The 14,484-nt window shown below is 68.8% G+C and carries 15 protein-coding genes; 12 read left to right on the top strand and 3 right to left on the bottom strand.

Annotated elements, in window-relative coordinates; translation table 11 throughout:
• Positions 1–48 precede the first annotated feature (48 nt).
• The 6 genes from AC1RCS_RS16115 to AC1RCS_RS16090 are packed head-to-tail and all read left to right on the top strand — an operon-like array spanning position 49 to position 5,660.
• Positions 49–1,065 (top strand): NADP-dependent oxidoreductase, encoded by a 1,017-nt coding sequence (locus tag AC1RCS_RS16115; protein ID WP_218294774.1) that lies wholly within the window; start codon positions 49–51, stop codon positions 1,063–1,065.
• Complete coding sequence (locus tag AC1RCS_RS16110) at positions 1,065–1,517, top strand: GNAT family N-acetyltransferase (protein ID WP_218341107.1); 453 nt, start codon at positions 1,065–1,067, stop codon at positions 1,515–1,517. The genes AC1RCS_RS16115 and AC1RCS_RS16110 overlap by 1 nt, the downstream gene beginning before the upstream one ends.
• Positions 1,514–3,205, top strand: a complete 1,692-nt coding sequence (locus AC1RCS_RS16105) for an isovaleryl-CoA dehydrogenase (protein WP_492245369.1) — start codon at positions 1,514–1,516, stop codon at positions 3,203–3,205. The genes AC1RCS_RS16110 and AC1RCS_RS16105 overlap by 4 nt, the downstream gene beginning before the upstream one ends.
• A gap of 40 nt (positions 3,206–3,245) precedes the next feature.
• Positions 3,246–4,190 (top strand): glutathione S-transferase family protein, encoded by a 945-nt coding sequence (locus AC1RCS_RS16100; protein WP_492245368.1) that lies wholly within the window; start codon positions 3,246–3,248, stop codon positions 4,188–4,190.
• Positions 4,187–5,092 (top strand): SDR family oxidoreductase, encoded by a 906-nt coding sequence (locus AC1RCS_RS16095; RefSeq protein ID WP_492245367.1) that lies wholly within the window; start codon positions 4,187–4,189, stop codon positions 5,090–5,092. Before AC1RCS_RS16100 ends, AC1RCS_RS16095 begins: the two co-directional genes overlap by 4 nt.
• A complete protein-coding gene (locus AC1RCS_RS16090) occupies positions 5,082–5,660 on the top strand; it encodes a methylated-DNA--[protein]-cysteine S-methyltransferase (RefSeq protein ID WP_218294779.1) in 579 nt (192 codons plus the stop codon). The genes AC1RCS_RS16095 and AC1RCS_RS16090 overlap by 11 nt, the downstream gene beginning before the upstream one ends.
• Before the next feature lie 15 nt (positions 5,661–5,675).
• Here AC1RCS_RS16090 and AC1RCS_RS16085 read toward each other — a convergent pair whose 3' ends face one another.
• Positions 5,676–6,461, bottom strand: coding sequence for an IclR family transcriptional regulator (locus AC1RCS_RS16085; RefSeq protein WP_218294780.1), 786 nt, complete (start codon positions 6,459–6,461; stop codon positions 5,676–5,678).
• A gap of 199 nt (positions 6,462–6,660) precedes the next feature.
• Between AC1RCS_RS16085 and AC1RCS_RS16080 the strand changes: the two genes are divergently transcribed.
• The 6 genes from AC1RCS_RS16080 to AC1RCS_RS16055 all read left to right on the top strand — a co-directional run bounded on the left by AC1RCS_RS16080 (position 6,661) and on the right by AC1RCS_RS16055 (position 12,685).
• Positions 6,661–7,662 carry a TRAP transporter substrate-binding protein gene (locus AC1RCS_RS16080; RefSeq protein ID WP_492245366.1) on the top strand — a complete coding sequence of 334 codons (1,002 nt, stop codon included), beginning with the start codon at positions 6,661–6,663 and terminating at the stop codon, positions 7,660–7,662.
• A gap of 20 nt (positions 7,663–7,682) precedes the next feature.
• On the top strand, positions 7,683–8,132 hold the full coding sequence (locus tag AC1RCS_RS16075; RefSeq protein WP_218294782.1) for a type II 3-dehydroquinate dehydratase: 450 nt from the start codon (positions 7,683–7,685) through the stop codon (positions 8,130–8,132).
• Between the two features lie 189 nt (positions 8,133–8,321).
• Positions 8,322–8,897 carry a TRAP transporter small permease gene (locus tag AC1RCS_RS16070; protein ID WP_492245365.1) on the top strand — a complete coding sequence of 192 codons (576 nt, stop codon included), beginning with the start codon at positions 8,322–8,324 and terminating at the stop codon, positions 8,895–8,897.
• The gene (locus AC1RCS_RS16065) at positions 8,894–10,174 is read left to right on the top strand and encodes a TRAP transporter large permease (RefSeq protein WP_492245364.1); all 1,281 of its coding nucleotides are present in this window, start codon (positions 8,894–8,896) and stop codon (positions 10,172–10,174) included. Before AC1RCS_RS16070 ends, AC1RCS_RS16065 begins: the two co-directional genes overlap by 4 nt.
• 133 nt (positions 10,175–10,307) lie before the next feature.
• Positions 10,308–11,351: a diguanylate cyclase gene (locus AC1RCS_RS16060; RefSeq protein WP_492245363.1), complete on the top strand. Its 1,044-nt coding sequence runs from the start codon at positions 10,308–10,310 to the stop codon at positions 11,349–11,351.
• 116 nt (positions 11,352–11,467) lie between these two features.
• Positions 11,468–12,685 (top strand): multidrug effflux MFS transporter, encoded by a 1,218-nt coding sequence (locus tag AC1RCS_RS16055; protein WP_218294786.1) that lies wholly within the window; start codon positions 11,468–11,470, stop codon positions 12,683–12,685.
• 96 nt (positions 12,686–12,781) lie between these two features.
• Here AC1RCS_RS16055 and AC1RCS_RS16050 read toward each other — a convergent pair whose 3' ends face one another.
• Entirely contained in the window at positions 12,782–13,705 is a 924-nt protein-coding gene (locus AC1RCS_RS16050) for an NAD(P)H-hydrate dehydratase (RefSeq protein WP_492245362.1), read from the bottom strand.
• Positions 13,706–13,714: 9 nt separating this feature from the next.
• On the bottom strand, positions 13,715–14,482 hold the full coding sequence (locus AC1RCS_RS16045) for a histidine phosphatase family protein (protein ID WP_492245361.1): 768 nt from the start codon (positions 14,480–14,482) through the stop codon (positions 13,715–13,717).
• Between the last annotated feature and the right edge of the window lie 2 nt (positions 14,483–14,484).

The raw sequence follows: 14,484 nt of genomic DNA, 5'->3' as shown, positions 1-14,484 counted from the left end.
AAGCGCTGGCAGCTATCAAAATAGTAGCAAATTTTCAAGGAGTTTCCCATGCCACGCAACCAACAGATCGTTCTCGACAACCGCCCCCAGGGCGAGGCCGTGGCCAGCAACTTCAAGCTGGTGGCGGTGGACACGCCTGCGCTGCAGGACGGCCAGGTGCTGGTGCGCCACCACTACCTGAGCCTGGACCCCTACATGCGCGGCCGCATGAACGAGAGCAAGAGCTATGCGGCGTCCCAGGGCCTGGGCGAGGTCATGATCGGCGGCACCGTGGGCGAGGTGGCCGAGAGCCGCCACCCCAAGTACGCCGTGGGCGACAAGGTGGTGGGCATGGGCGGCTGGCAGGAGTACAGCGTGGTGGACGGCAATGCCGTGGGCGCGCTGCGCAAGGTGGACACCACCCATGTGCCGCTGTCGCACTACCTGGGCGCCGTGGGCATGCCCGGCGTGACGGCGTGGTACGGCCTGGTGAAGATCATCGCCCCCAAGGAAGGCGACACCGTGGTGGTGAGCGCCGCCACCGGCGCCGTGGGCAGCGCCTTCGCCGCGCTGGCCAAGGCGCGCGGCTGCCGCGCGGTGGGCATTGCCGGCGGTGCCGACAAGTGCCGCTATGCGGTCGAGGAACTGGGCTTCGACGCCTGCATCGACTACAAGGAACACAGCGATGTGAAGGCCCTGTCCAAGGCCTTGAAGGAAGCCTGCCCGAACGGCATCGACGGCTACTTCGAGAACGTGGGCGGCTGGATCATGGACGCCGTGATGCTGCGCATGAACGCCTTCAGCCGCGTGGCGCTGTGCGGCATGATCGCCGGCTATGACGGCCAGCCCCTGCCCATGGCCAACCCCGCGCTGATGCTGATCAACCGCATGAAGATCGAGGGCTTCATCGTGAGCGAACACATGGAAGTGTGGCCCGAGGCGCTCAAGGAGCTGGGCACCCTGGTGGGCACCGGCAAGCTGCGCCCGCGCGAGACGGTGGCGCAGGGCATTGCCGCCGCGCCCGAGGCCTTCCTGGGCCTGCTCAAGGGCAAGAACTTCGGCAAGCAACTGGTGAAGCTGATCTGATGACGCTCCGTTGGGTCTGGGCCCGCTTCGATGACCTGGGCGTGCACGCGCTGCATGACGCCCTGGCCCTGCGCTGCAGGGTCTTCATCCTGGAGCAGGGCCCGTACCAGGACCCGGACGGCGCGGACAAGCAATCGTGGCACCTGCTGGGCTATGGCGAGGCGGGTGCGCTGCAGGCCTGCCTGCGCGTGGTGGACCCGGGCGTGAACTACCCCGAGCCGTCCATCGGCCGCGTGGTCACGGCCCGGGAGGCGCGCGGCAACGGCACGGGCCGGGCGCTGATGCTGGAAGGCATCGCCCGTTGCAGCGGTGCGTGGCCCGGCCAGTCCATCCGCATCAGTGCGCAGGCCCACCTGCAGCGCTTTTACGGCAGCCTGGGCTTCGCGGCCGTGTCGGACGAATACCTCGAAGACGATATCCCCCATATCGAAATGTTGTGGAGCCCATCATGACCACTGCCGCTGCCCGCCCCGCCAGCACCCATGAGGTGTTCAACCAGAGCACCCCCTGGGCCGACGTCAATCTGTTCACCACCAACCGTCCCTTGCAGGATGCGCTGCGCCTGCACAGCCCGGCGCTGCCGCTGGAAGGCCTGACCGCGCTGGGCGCCGAGATGGGCTCCGCCGAGATGCAGGCCCATGCCCGCCTGGCCAACACCTGCCAGCCCCAGCTGCGCACGCACGACCGTTTCGGCCACCGCACCGATGTGGTGGAGTTCCACCCCAGCTACCACGCGCTCATCGGCGCGGCGCTGCGCCACGGGCTGCACGCCACGCCCTGGTCGCGCAAGGATGCGGCGGGCGCGCCGGTGCCGCATGCCCACATCGAGCGCGCGGCGGGCTTCATGCTGTTCACCGAGGCCGAGCCCTCGGTGCTGTGCCCGGTCTCCATGAGCTACGCCGTCACGCCCGCGCTGCGCGGCAACCCCGCCGTGTGGGCCGACTGGAGCGCGGGCCTGGCCAGCAGGCGGTACGACCCGCGCCTGGCCCTGTTCTCGCAAAAAACCGCGCTCACCATGGGCATGGGCATGACGGAGAAGCAGGGCGGCTCGGACGTGCGCGCCAACACCACGCAGGCGGTGCCTGATGGCGAGGACGCCTGGGGCCCACGCTACCGCATCACCGGGCACAAATGGTTCTTCTCGGCGCCCATGTGTGATGCCTTCCTGATCCTGGCGCAGGCGCCCGGCGGGCTCACCTGCTTCTTCCTGCCGCGCGTGCTGCCCGGTGAAGGGGAGGGGTCCGTCAACACCATCCGCATCCAGCGCCTGAAGGACAAGCTGGGCAACCACGCCAACGCGAGTTCCGAGGTCGAGTTCATCGATGCGCTGGCCTGGCGCGTGGGCGAGGAGGGGCGTGGCGTGGCCCAGATCCTGGAGATGGGCACCATGACGCGCCTGGACTGCGCCCTGGGCACCAGCGGCCTCATGCGCCAGGCGCTGAGCATCGCGCTGCACCACACGCGCCAGCGCTCGGCCTTTGGCAAGAAGCTCATCGACCAGCCGCTCATGCGCAATGTGCTGGCCGATCTTGCTCTTGAAAGTGAAGCGGCTACCGCACTATCCATAAGGCTTGCCAGCGCTTTTGATCAAAAAGACAGCAGTGGGTACGAGGCCGTGATGGCCCGCCTGCTCACGCCCGTGGCCAAGTTCTGGGTGTGCAAGCGCGGCAGCGCGTTCGCCCAGGAGGCCATGGAGTGCCTGGGCGGCAACGGCTATGTGGAGGAGGGCGGCGAAGGCACCATGGCCCGCATCTACCGCGAGATGCCGCTCAACTCCATCTGGGAAGGCGCGGGCAACATCATGGCGCTCGATCTGCTGCGCGCCGTGCGCCGCGCTGACACGGCGGCGGCCCTGGCAGACGAGCTGGCCCCGGCGCGCGGCGCCCACCCGGCACTCGACCGCATGGCCAGCGCACTGCCGCTGCGCGTGGACGCGATGACCACCGAGGCCGAGGCCCGGCGCCTGGCGCAGGACGTGGCCCTGGCCGTGCAGGCGGCGCTGCTGTACAAGAGCGCGCCGGCCAGCGTGTTCGGCGCCTTCTGCGATGCGCGCCTGGGTGGCGACTGGGGCTACAGTTTCGGCACGCTGGGCGCGGGCGTGGATTTCGACGCCCTGCTGGACCGCGCGCTGCCTGCATGAGCGGCACCCCCACCACCACAGCCTTGCCGGAGAGCCCCCGATGACCACCTCCCTGATCCTGCACCACTACCCCTCGTCCCCTTTCTCGGAAAAGATCCGGCTGGCGCTGGGCTACAAGCAACTGGCCTGGAAGTCGGTGATCATCCCCAGCATCGCGCCCAAGCCCGATGTGGTGGCGCTCACGGGCGGCTACCGCAAGACGCCGTTCCTGCAGATCGGTGCCGACATCTACTGCGACTCGGCCCTGGTCTGCGACGTGCTCGAGCACGTGCAGCCGGAGCCCGTGCTCTACCCGCCACACCTCAAGGGCGTGGCGCGGGTCTTCGCCCAGTGGGCCGACACCACGCTGTTCTGGGCCGCCATGGCCTACAACCTGCAGCCCAAGGGCGCATCGGCCATGTTCGCCAACCTGCCGCCGGCCGCGGCCCAGGCCTTTGGCGAAGACCGCCGCGAGATGAGCGCCGGCATGCAGCGCCTGCGCCCGGCCGATGCCACGGCAGCCTACCGCTCCTACCTGCGCCGCATCGCGCACATGGCCGAGGAGCATGACTTCCTGTTCGGCGCCGAGCCCTGCCTGGCCGACTTTGCCGCCTACCATCCGCTGTGGTTCACGCGCCAGTGCGTGCCGGTGATGGCCGACATCTTCAACGCCACGCCCGCGCTGCTCGAATGGATGGACCGCGTGGCGGCCCTGGGCCATGGCCGCATGGAAAAGCTGAGCGCCGAGGACGCCATCACCGTGGCGGCGGGGCTGGACCCGCTGCCCCTGGCGGACGACGTGTTCCAGGACGAGCACGGCATCCCGCTGGGCAGCCCGGTGACGATCGCCGCCGAGAGCTTTGGCACCGAACCCACGGAGGGCGAACTGATCGCCGCCACGCGCACGCGCTACACCCTGCGCCGCACCGACCCGCGTGCGGGCACGGTGCACGTGCACTTTCCCCGGATTGGCTACACATTGCGAAAGGCCGAAGCCACCAAATGATCGACGATTTCAAAGGCAAGACAGCCGTTCTCACCGGCGCGGGTTCGGGCTTCGGCCTGGAATGCGCGCGCATCGGCGCGGGCCTCCACATGAACCTGGTGTTGGTGGATGTGCAGCAGGACGCGCTCGACGCGGCCGCCGCCGAGGCGCAGGCCGCCGGTGTCCAGGTGCTGGCGCGCAAGGTGGACGTGTCCGACGCAACGCAGATGGAGCAGCTGGCGGCGGACGTGGAGCAGCGCTTTGGCGCGCCGCACCTGGTGTTCAACAACGCCGGCGTGGGCGCGGGCGGCCTGGTGTGGGAAAACACCGCCAAGGACTGGGAGTGGGTGCTGGGCGTGAACCTCTGGGGCGTGATCCACGGCGTGCGCCTGTTCACCCCCATGATGCTCGCCGCCGCCAAGAAGGACCCCGCCTGGCGCGGCCACATCGTCAACACGGCCAGCATGGCCGGCTTGGTCGATGCCCCCAACATGGGCATCTACAACGTCAGCAAGCACGCGGTGGTGAGCCTGTCCGAAACGCTGTACCAGGACCTGGCCCTCGTCACCGACCAGATCTGCGCCAGCGTGTTGTGCCCGTACTTCGTGCCCACCGGCATCGCCCAGAGCCACCGCAACCGCCCAGGCGAGCTGCAGGCCGGCAAGCCCACGCGCAGCCAGCTCATCGGCCAGGCCATGAGCGACAAGGCCGTGGGCAGCGGCAAGGTGACGGCGGCCGAGGTGGCGCAGAAAGTGTTCGACGCGGCCTCGCAGGGCCAGTTCTACATCTACAGCCACCCCAAGGCGCTGGCTTCCGTACAGACGCGCATGGAGGACGTGCTGCAGGGCCGCAACCCCACCGACCCCTTCGCGGGCAAGCCCGAGATCGGCGCCCAGCTCAAGGCCGCCCTGCGTGCTGACTGAAAAACGCGGGCCTGCAGCAGCCCAGGGCTTCGCGCTGTTTTCGACGGCGGTGGGGCACTGTGGCCTGGCCTGGAATGGCCCCTTGCTGGTCGGTGTGCAGCTGCCCGAGGACGAGGGCGAGGCGCACACGCGTGCGCGCATGCAGCGGCGCTTTCCGGGTGCGCCTGAATCGCCCATGCCACCCGAAGTGGCCGCCTGGGCGGCCCGCGTGGTGGCCTTGCTCGCGGGCGCGCACGACGACCTGCTCGACGTGCCCTTGGCCACCGAGGGCGTGCCGCCCTTCAATGCCCGTGTCTACGAGCTGGCCCGGCGCATACCGCCCGGCAAGACCATGACCTATGGCGAAATGGCCGCCGCCCTGGGCGAGCCCGGCGCCGCGCGCGCCGTGGGGCAGGCGCTGGGCCACAACCCCTTCGCGCCCGTGGTGCCCTGCCACCGCATCCTCGCGGCGGGCGGCAAGACCGGCGGCTTCTCGGCCGGTGGGGGGGCCGCCACCAAGATGCGCATGCTGGAGATCGAGGGCGCGTTCGCCCATGAGACCCTGGCGCTCTTCGCGCCACGGGACTGATGCCGGCCTCAGGGCCTACCCGCGTTTTCTGAGCAGGGCCGAGCCGCTGCTGGCCATGGCGAGTTCTTGCGTGGTGGCCAGCAGAGCGGGGCCCAGGGCCAGCATGCGCTCCTCGGTCAGGCGCACCAGAGGCCCCGCGATGGTGACCACGCCGATCACCGCGCCGTTGTGGCTGCTGCGGACGGGCGCGGCCATGGCGGTCATGGCGGGGGCGAACACTTCCACGATCATGCTGAAGCCGCGCTCGCGCGCGGCCTGCAGGTAGGCCAGCAGCGCCTTCACGGTGGTGGGCGCGTTGGGGCCGTAGTCCTCGGGCTTGCCAAAGCCACGCCTGGCGACCAGCGCCAGGGCTTCCTCGTCGGTCATCGTGGACAGCCACGCGTGGCCGGCCGAGCTGCACGACAGGTTCACCGACAGGCCCATGTCCGGGTCGTAGCGCAGACCGCGCATCGCCCCCTGCGCCTTGGCCACGAAGGTCAGTTCGTCGCCATCCACCACCGCGAGGCGCACCAGCTCGCCCGATTCGGCGGCCAGCCGGTCCAGCAGCGGCTGCGCAATGTCCACGATGCCGCTGGCGCTCAGGAACCCGAGGCCCAGCGACACCAGCTTGATCGTCAGCATGTAGTTGCCCTGGTTGTGTTCCTGGCGCACATAGCCGCAGCGGACCAGCTCGGCCAGCAGCCGGTGCGTGGCGCTCAGCGGCATGTCCAGTTCGGACGCAAGGTTCGACAGCGCCTTGCCTTCAGGGTGGGGCGCGAGGTGTTCCAGGACTTTGAAGCTGCGCTCGAGGATGCTGCTCATGGGCAATGGCTTTCGAAGATTTGTGCGGACGCACGCTGGGAGCGTCCGCACCGGTTCGGCAGCAATGTACCAAAAATTGTTAAAGGGTTTCTACTATGGAAACGCTTTCCACTTTTTTCTACGATGCGTCCCAAGTGCTGCGGCGGCGACTTCGGTCGTGCCTTGGCAAGCCTTGGTCCCTTTTTGATGGAGATCCCCCGTGAAGAAAACTGCCTGCCTGCTGGCCACCGCCGGCCTGTCCCTTTTGCTGGCCCTGCCGGCCGCTGCGCAGCAAGAGCGCGTGATCCGCTTCGGCCACCTGAACAATGCGGACCATCCGGTGAGCTTTGGCGTCAAGCGCTTTGCCGAACTGCTGGCGGCCAAGAGCGGCGGCAAGATGAAGGTCATGGAGTTCCCGGCCTCACAGCTGGGCAACGAGATGCAGCAGCAGTCGGCCCTGCAAGGCGGCGTGCAGCAGATGTCGGCCCCGGCCACCACCTCGCTGGCCGGCATCGTCAAGGAATTCGGGCTGGTGGACTTTCCGTTCGCCGTGGCCAATTTTGCGCAGGCCGATGCCCTGCTCGACGGCCCGCTGGGCCAGGCGCTGATCGCCAAGTTGCCTGAAAAGGGCCTGGTGGCCCTGGGCTACTGGGACTTGGGTTTCCGCAACGTGACCAACAGCAAGCGCGCGATCACCAAGGCCGACGACTTCGACGGCCTCAAGCTGCGCGTAATCCCCAACCCGGTGTTCCTTGAGACCTTCAAGGCCTTCAAGGCCAACCCCGTGCCCATGCCGTTCGCCGAGCTGTACGGCGCGCTGGAAGCCAAGGCGGTGGACGGCCAGGAGAACCCGTACGCGGTGATCCTGTCGAACAAGATGTTCGAGGTGCAGAAGTACGTGAGCGCCACCAACCACGTGTACGCCGCCAACATCGTGCTCGTGAGCAAGAAGTTCTGGGACCAGCTGTCGCCCGCCGAACAGAAGATGATGAACGATGCCGCCAACGAGGCGCGTGGCTACCAGCGCCAGGTGAGCCGCGCCGCAGCGCAGCGCTCGGTAGGCGACCTGCAGGCCAAGGGCATGGCCTACAACGAGATCGCGCCCGCCGAGCTGGCACGCATGCAGCAGATCGCCAAGCCGGTGATCGAGAAGTTCGCGGCCACCTACGACCCGGCCATCGTGAAGCTCTACAACGACGAACTCGCCCGCATCCGCAAATGAGCCATCCGGCCCGAAACCCCATGAAAATCCTTGTCCTCCACGGCCCCAACCTCAACCTGTTCGGGCGCCGCGAACCCCATATCTACGGCACCACCACGCTGGCGCAGATCAACGAGCGCCTGCAGAAGCTCGCTGCCGAGCTCGGCGTGGAACTCGGCATCCTGCAGTCCAACCACGAAGGCGCGCTGATCGACTTCCTGCACGAGCACATCGACGCGGCGCAGGGCGCGCTGGTGAACCCCGCCGGCCTCACGCAGCATGGCGTGCCGCTGCACGACGCGATCAAGGCCATGCCCTTCCCGGTGATCGAGGTGCACATGTCCAACATTGCCGCGCGCGAGGCCTGGCGCGCGCACTCCATCATCTCGCCGGCCGTCAAGGCCACGGTGCAGGGCTTCGGTCCGCATTCCTACCTGGCCGCGCTGCGCTCGCTGGTGGAAAGCCTGCGCGAAGCCTCCCAGCCCGCCTGAGCGCCGTTCCGCCAGGATTCACTGCGCTGCGCGTTGCGCGCAACGCACAAAGCTGGCGCAGCCCAAGCCAGGGCCCCCGTGCAAGGGCCGCCCCGCCGCACTGGGGGCGTCCCCCTCCCGACTCGCGCAGCGAGACGAGAGAGGGGGAAGGCGCGAAGCGCCTCAGGGGGTGTTTTTAGGACATACAACATGAATAGATGGATGGACCGCGCCTGCCGCGGCCTGGAGGCGGTGATCGCCGCCCTGCTGGCGCTGATGGTGGTGCTGGTGTTCGGCAACGTGGTGCTGCGCTACGGCTTCAATTCCGGCATCACCGTGTCGGAAGAAGTGTCGCGCTGGCTCTTCATCTGGATGACCTTCCTCGGCGCCATCGTCGCGCTGCGCGAGCATGGCCACCTGGGGGTGGACATGGTGGTGCAGCGCTTGCCGGCCGTGGGCAAGAAGATCTGCCTGGCCCTGGGCCATGGGGTGATGCTCTACATCGTCTGGCTGCTGTTCCAGGGCAGCCTGGCGCAGGCGCGCATCAACTGGGACGTGACGGCGCCGACCACGGGCGCGTCCATGGCCATTGTCTACAGCGCGGGCCTGGTGTTCGCCGTCTGCGCGGCGCTGATCCTGGCCATCGACCTGTACAAGCTGCTCAGCGGCCAGATCGCCGACGAGGACCTGGTGATGGTGCAGGAGTCGGAAGAGGCGGTGCAGCTGCAGCAGATCCTGGGCGCGGCAGGCACCGAGGCGCCGCGCGGCAAGGAGGGCGCGCGATGACCATCTTCGTCTTTGTCGGATCGCTGCTGCTGGCCATGGCCATGGGCATCCCGATCGCCTTCTCGCTGCTGGCCAGCGGCGTGGCGCTGATGTGGCACCTGGACCTGTTCGACGCGCAGATCCTGGCGCAGAACCTGATCGGCGGGGCCGACAGCTTTCCGCTGCTGGCCGTGCCCTTCTTCATGCTGGCCGGCGAAATCATGAACGTGGGCGGCCTGTCGCGCCGCATCGTGGACTTCGCGCTGGCGCTGGTGGGCCATGTGAAGGGCGGGCTGGGCTATGTGACCATCATGGCCGGCTGCCTGCTGTCGGCCCTGTCGGGTTCGGCCGTGGCCGATGCCGCGGCGCTCACGGCGCTGCTGCTGCCCATGATGGTCAAGGCCGGGCACGACAAGTCGCGTGCCGGCGGGCTGATCGCGGCCACCGGCGTCATCGGCCCGGTGATCCCGCCCAGCATCGGTCTCGTGATCTTCGGGGTGGCGGCCAATGTGTCGATCTCCAAGCTGTTCCTCGCGGCCATCGTGCCGGGCATCCTGATCGGTGCCGCGCTGTGGCTCACCTGGGCCTTCCTGGTGCGGCGCGAGAAGATCGTGCCGCCACCGCGCAAGTCCGCCGCGGAGATCCTCACGGCCCTGCGCAAGGCGCTGTGGGCGCTGATGCTGCCGGTGATCATCCTCGTCGGCCTGCGCATGGGGGTGTTCACGCCCACCGAGGCGGCTGTGGTGGCGGCGGTGTACGCACTCTTCGTCTCGGCCGTCATCTACCGCGAGATCAGCTGGCGCGACCTGTACGGCATCTTCGTGGCCGCCGCCAAGACCAGCGCCATCGTGATGTTCCTGATCGCCGCCGCCATGGTGAGCGCCTGGCTCATCACCGTGGCGGACCTGCCGTCCAAGGTGGTGGGCCTGCTGCAGCCCTTCATGGACAACAAGATCCTGCTGATGGCGGCCATCATGGTGCTGGTGATGGCCGTGGGTACCGCCATGGACATGACGCCCACCATCCTGATCCTCACGCCCGTGCTGATGCCGGTGGTCAACGCGGCAGGGATCGACCCGGTCTACTTCGGCGTGATGTTCATCATCAACAACTCCATCGGCCTCGTCACCCCGCCCGTGGGCACGGTGCTCAACGTGGTGGCCGGGGTGGGCAGGATGTCGATGGACGATGTGACCAAGGGGGTCGTCCCGTTCATGGTCGCGGAGTTCGCCATCATGTTCCTCATGGTGGTCTTTCCCTGGCTGGTGACCTGGCCCGCGAAGTGGTTCCACGGCTGAAGCGGGGCGTGGAGGATGCAGGGTAGTTCCGTGTTTTCGCGGGGACAGGGCGGGTGTTACATTCAAAACATGCCTGCTGGCGCGGGCCGCGCGCGGCGGCGCATCCCCCCAGCACCCGACAAGGACCCACCGCATGTCACCGGAACGCGAGCGACTGACCCGCATGCTCTTCGATGAGTACATCGAGATGTATGCCGCGCGCGATGCCCGGCTGCTGGCGCGTTTCAGCGAGAATTTCAGCGGCTTCGCGGGCAGCAGCGACCAGTTGGTCAAGACCCGTGCCGGATGGATCGAGGTGACGCAGCAGGATTTCGCGCAGGTTCCAGCGCGCATCGGCATCGAGATGGTCGAGCTTTTCGTGCAGGACCTGGGGGCCGACCTGCTTGCCGCCACCGCCTTCTTCCACATCCACCTGCCCATTCCCGACGCGCTGTTTGCCCGCGAGACCGCGCGCAAGGTGGTGCTGTTCCGGCGCGAGGGCGGCCAGGAGGCGGGAGGCGACTGGAAGATCGCGCACGTGAGCGTCTCCATCCCGTTCGGCAAGGCCCGTGGCAGCGAGGTGTACCCCATCGAGGAGCTGCGCCAGCGCAACCGCGAACTCGAGGCGCTGGTGCAGGAGCGCACCCAGGCCCTGGCGCAGGCCAATCAGCGCCTGGAGCTGCTGAGCAATACCGACGGTCTCACGGGCATCGCCAACCGCCGGCACTTCGACGATGCCCTGGCGCGTGAATGGGCGCGCGCGCAGCGGGCCCGCACGCCGCTGGCCCTCATCATGCTGGACGTGGATGTGTTCAAGCACTTCAACGACCACTATGGCCACCTCGCGGGCGATGCCTGCCTGCAGGCGCTGGCCCTCACGCTCGCGCAGACGGGCGCGCGGCGCGAGGGCGAGCTGGCCGCGCGTTTTGGCGGCGAGGAGTTCGTGGTGCTGCTGCCCGGCTCCGACCTGCAGGCCGCGGCCGATGTGGCGCGCCACATCCAGGAGGCGATCCATCAGCTGGCGCTGCCGCACGAAGGGGCGCCGCTGGGCATCGTCACCGTGAGCTTCGGGGTGGCCAGCGTGCAGCCGCAGCGCGACGAGTTGCCCGAGATGCTGGTGCGCCTGGCCGACCGCGCCATGTACCGCGCCAAGCAGGGCGGGCGCAACCGGATCGAACTGGCCGACGGGGCGGGCTGACAGGCAGCGCGCGCGGGCCCGGCGCCTTGCGTCGCAACCGGGGGGCGGCCGCGCTGTTGCGGGTTTTTGCAGGGTTAACCCGCAGGCTTGCACCAAACTGGTGACAATGGCCTGCTATGCATGCTTCCCGTTTCTTCAAGATGGCCCTGATCCTGGGCCTGCTGTCGGCCATCGGCCCCTTTGCCATCGACATGTACCTGCCGGCGCTGCCCGAGATCGGCGCGAGCCTGGGCGCGGAGGTGGGCGCCGTGCAGTGGAGCCTGACGGCGTTCTTCATTTCGCTGGGCGTTGGCCAGCTGTTCTATGGTCCGGTGTCGGACATGGTGGGCCGCAAGCCGCCGCTGTACGTGGGTCTGCTGCTTTTCACGCTGGCGAGCGTGGGCTGTGCGCTCGCCACCGACATCCAGACCCTGGTGGTCCTGCGTTTCGTGCAGGGGCTGGGCGCCGCTGCCGGCATGGCGATTCCCCGCGCCGTGGTGCGCGACCTGCACACCGGCACCGAGGCCGCGCGCCTCATGTCGCTGCTGATGCTGGTGTTCAGCATTTCCCCGCTGCTGGCGCCGTTGGCGGGCAGTGGCGTCATTGCGCTGACGGGGTGGCGCGGGGTGTTCTGGGCCGTGGCGGTGGCGGCGGTCGCCGGCCTCCTGCTGGTATCCCGGGGGCTGCGCGAAACGCGGCCGGCAGCCGAGCGCCTCGAAAGCAGCCTGGCGGGCGCGCTCTCGGGCTACTGGCTCCTCCTGCGCGACGGGCACTACCTCGGCCTCGTGTTCATCGGGGGCTGCTCGATGGCGGGGTTCTTTGTCTACCTGGCGGGCTCGCCCTTCGTGCTGATCAACCACTACGGCCTCACGCCCGTGCAGTACAGCCTGGCGTTCTCGGTGAATGCCGCCGCATTCTTTGCCGCCGCGCAGTTCACCGCCCGGCTGGGGCGCCGCTTTGGACTGGTGCCCACCGTCAAGGTGGCGGTCACCGGTGCGGGCGCCGTGATGGTGGCGATGCTGGCTTACTACCTGGCGGGCGGCGACCGGCTGGAAGTGCTGCTGGGCCTGTATTTCGTCGCCAGCGGCCTGATGGGGCTGGTGATTCCCACCACCTCGGTGCTCGCCCTGGAGGAGCACGGCGCCATCGCGGGCACCGCCTCGGCGCTGCTGGGCACGCTGCAGATGCTGATCGGCGCTGCCGCCATGGGCGTGGTCGGTGTGTTCGCCAATGGCAAGCCGCTGCCCATGGTGGTGGGCATGGCCAGCGGCGCGCTCCTGGGCCTGGTGCTGACCTGGGTCACGCTGGGCGGCGAGCGCGCGGCACGGCCGCTGGCCAAGGGCAACGCGCCGTAGCTTGATTGCTATTGAATTAATAGCTTTCTGCGCTTGTGCATCCAGCGCAGGCGGCCTTTTTCGTTCAAACCGCGTGATGCGGGCGAGCCCTGTGGATCACTTCGGCCCGGCATGGCGCCGTGGGGTGGCGCGCGGGCCCAGGGCATGGATCAGCGCAGGCACCTGCGCCGACAGTTCGCGCGCCAGGTAGCCCAGCGTGCCCTGGTCCCGCGCCAGCGCGCTGCCCGCGCGTGCATGCAGGAGCACGCCCCAGGCCGTGGCATGCAGCGGCGGCGCGCCGCGCGCGGCCAGGCCGCCGATGAGGCCCGCCAGCGTATCGCCCGAGCCCGACGTGGCCAGCCCCGGGGTACCGCCCGCAAACCGCAACGAACAGCCGTCGGGCTGCGCGATGCAGGTGGTGCTGCCCTTGAGCGCCACGCAGGCGCCCCAGCGTTGCGCGCCCGCCCGGGCGGCGGCCAGTGGGTCGGCCAGCACGGCGTCCTTGGATGCACCGGTCAGGTGGGCCATCTCGCCGGCGTGGGGCGTCATGACGACGGGCTGGTCGAACGCTGCGCCGACTGCGGCCGACATGGCGTAGGCGTCCAGCACCACCGTGCTGCGGCGAAACAGCGGCAGCATCGTGCGCACGAAGGCCACGCTGCGGGCTTCGTCCAGCATGCCGGGGCCCAGCACCACGGCGCTCACCTGGTCGGACAGGGGCCCGAGCCGGTCGCAGTCGCGCGCGGCAAAACCCCCGGCCCGCGTCTCGGCAAGCCCCATCACGCGCGCCTCGGGGATGGCCAGTGCCAGGCCCTGCGCCACGCGCTCCGGTGCGGCCACGGTGAGTTTACCGGCCCCCGCACGCAGCGCGGCGACGGCCGCCAGCAGCGCCGCGCCGGGCATTTCATGGCTGCCCGCGACCACCAGCACGTGCCCGCGCGCTTCCTTGTCCGCATCGTCGCCGGGATGGGGCAGGGGCCAGCGCCGAAGCAGTGCCTCGGTCAGGGCTCTGGGCCGGGGCCAGGTAGGGTTGCGGGGCATGGCGTGCCGTCAGGGCTTGGGGGCGGTGGCGGCGTCGGGCTCCCGCGTCACCGGTGTCCGCGCGTCGCGCAGCGGGGCAAGGAAGTTGGCCTGGACCAGCTGCATGGCCTCCTCGGTGCGCCCCTCGTGCGCCCCATGGGCGCGGTAGATCGTCACCGCGCAGTTGGGCACGTCGCCCTGGCGGTCGATCTCCAGGATCTGCTGCTCGTCCATCTGCTCGATGAGGTAGCGCATGCAGTTGACGATGACCTGGTGCGCGACCACCAGCACCCGTTGCCCCGCGTATTCGCGCGTGACCATCTCCTGCAGGCTGCGCAGCCGCAGGATCACGTCGCACCAGCTTTCACCGCCGGGCGGCCTGAAGTAGAACTTGCCCACGTGGGTGCGTTGCTCATGCAGCTGGGCGTGCTGCTGCTGGATGCCGAACTTGGTAAGCCGGTCCAGGATGCCGAACTCCTTTTCCCGCAGCCGCTCGTCCAGCCGCAGGGTGACATGCTCCAGACGGCTGTACCGCGCCACCAGACGGGCGGTCTGCAGCGCGCGCACGTAGGGCGAGCACAGGATGACCTGCGGCTGCCCATCCACGGGCTGGCGTCCAAACCATTCCCCCAGCGCCACCGATTGCGCGGTTCCCAGGTCCGACAGCGGCACATCGATGTCCCGCCATGCGAGGTCGATGGTCTGAAGCCCCGTCGCCTCGGCCGCGTCGCGCGCGACATTGCCGGCGCTTTGTCCATGCCGCACCACCCACAGCCGCGCGGGCCAGCGTGTTTCCATGG

Source organism: Acidovorax sp. GW823-FHT01C06 (assembly GCF_058798375.1).
The sequence above is the reverse complement of the archived record's forward strand: the minus strand, read 5'-3'. Positions and strand labels throughout refer to the sequence as shown.

Excerpts from the sequence above, each read along its gene's own strand:
- AC1RCS_RS16115 (WP_218294774.1), top strand. The coding sequence starts at position 49 with ATGCCACGCAACCAACAGATCGTTCTCGACAACCGCCCCCAGGGCGAG.
- AC1RCS_RS16110 (WP_218341107.1), top strand. The coding sequence starts at position 1,065 with ATGACGCTCCGTTGGGTCTGGGCCCGCTTCGATGACCTGGGCGTGCAC.
- AC1RCS_RS16105 (WP_492245369.1), top strand. The coding sequence starts at position 1,514 with ATGACCACTGCCGCTGCCCGCCCCGCCAGCACCCATGAGGTGTTCAAC.
- AC1RCS_RS16100 (WP_492245368.1), top strand. The coding sequence starts at position 3,246 with ATGACCACCTCCCTGATCCTGCACCACTACCCCTCGTCCCCTTTCTCG.
- AC1RCS_RS16095 (WP_492245367.1), top strand. The coding sequence starts at position 4,187 with ATGATCGACGATTTCAAAGGCAAGACAGCCGTTCTCACCGGCGCGGGT.
- AC1RCS_RS16085 (WP_218294780.1), bottom strand. The coding sequence starts at position 6,461 with ATGAGCAGCATCCTCGAGCGCAGCTTCAAAGTCCTGGAACACCTCGCG.
- AC1RCS_RS16075 (WP_218294782.1), top strand. The coding sequence starts at position 7,683 with ATGAAAATCCTTGTCCTCCACGGCCCCAACCTCAACCTGTTCGGGCGC.
- AC1RCS_RS16070 (WP_492245365.1), top strand. The coding sequence starts at position 8,322 with ATGAATAGATGGATGGACCGCGCCTGCCGCGGCCTGGAGGCGGTGATC.
- AC1RCS_RS16065 (WP_492245364.1), top strand. The coding sequence starts at position 8,894 with ATGACCATCTTCGTCTTTGTCGGATCGCTGCTGCTGGCCATGGCCATG.
- AC1RCS_RS16060 (WP_492245363.1), top strand. The coding sequence starts at position 10,308 with ATGTCACCGGAACGCGAGCGACTGACCCGCATGCTCTTCGATGAGTAC.
- AC1RCS_RS16055 (WP_218294786.1), top strand. The coding sequence starts at position 11,468 with ATGCATGCTTCCCGTTTCTTCAAGATGGCCCTGATCCTGGGCCTGCTG.
- AC1RCS_RS16050 (WP_492245362.1), bottom strand. The coding sequence starts at position 13,705 with ATGCCCCGCAACCCTACCTGGCCCCGGCCCAGAGCCCTGACCGAGGCA.
- AC1RCS_RS16045 (WP_492245361.1), bottom strand. The coding sequence starts at position 14,482 with ATGGAAACACGCTGGCCCGCGCGGCTGTGGGTGGTGCGGCATGGACAA.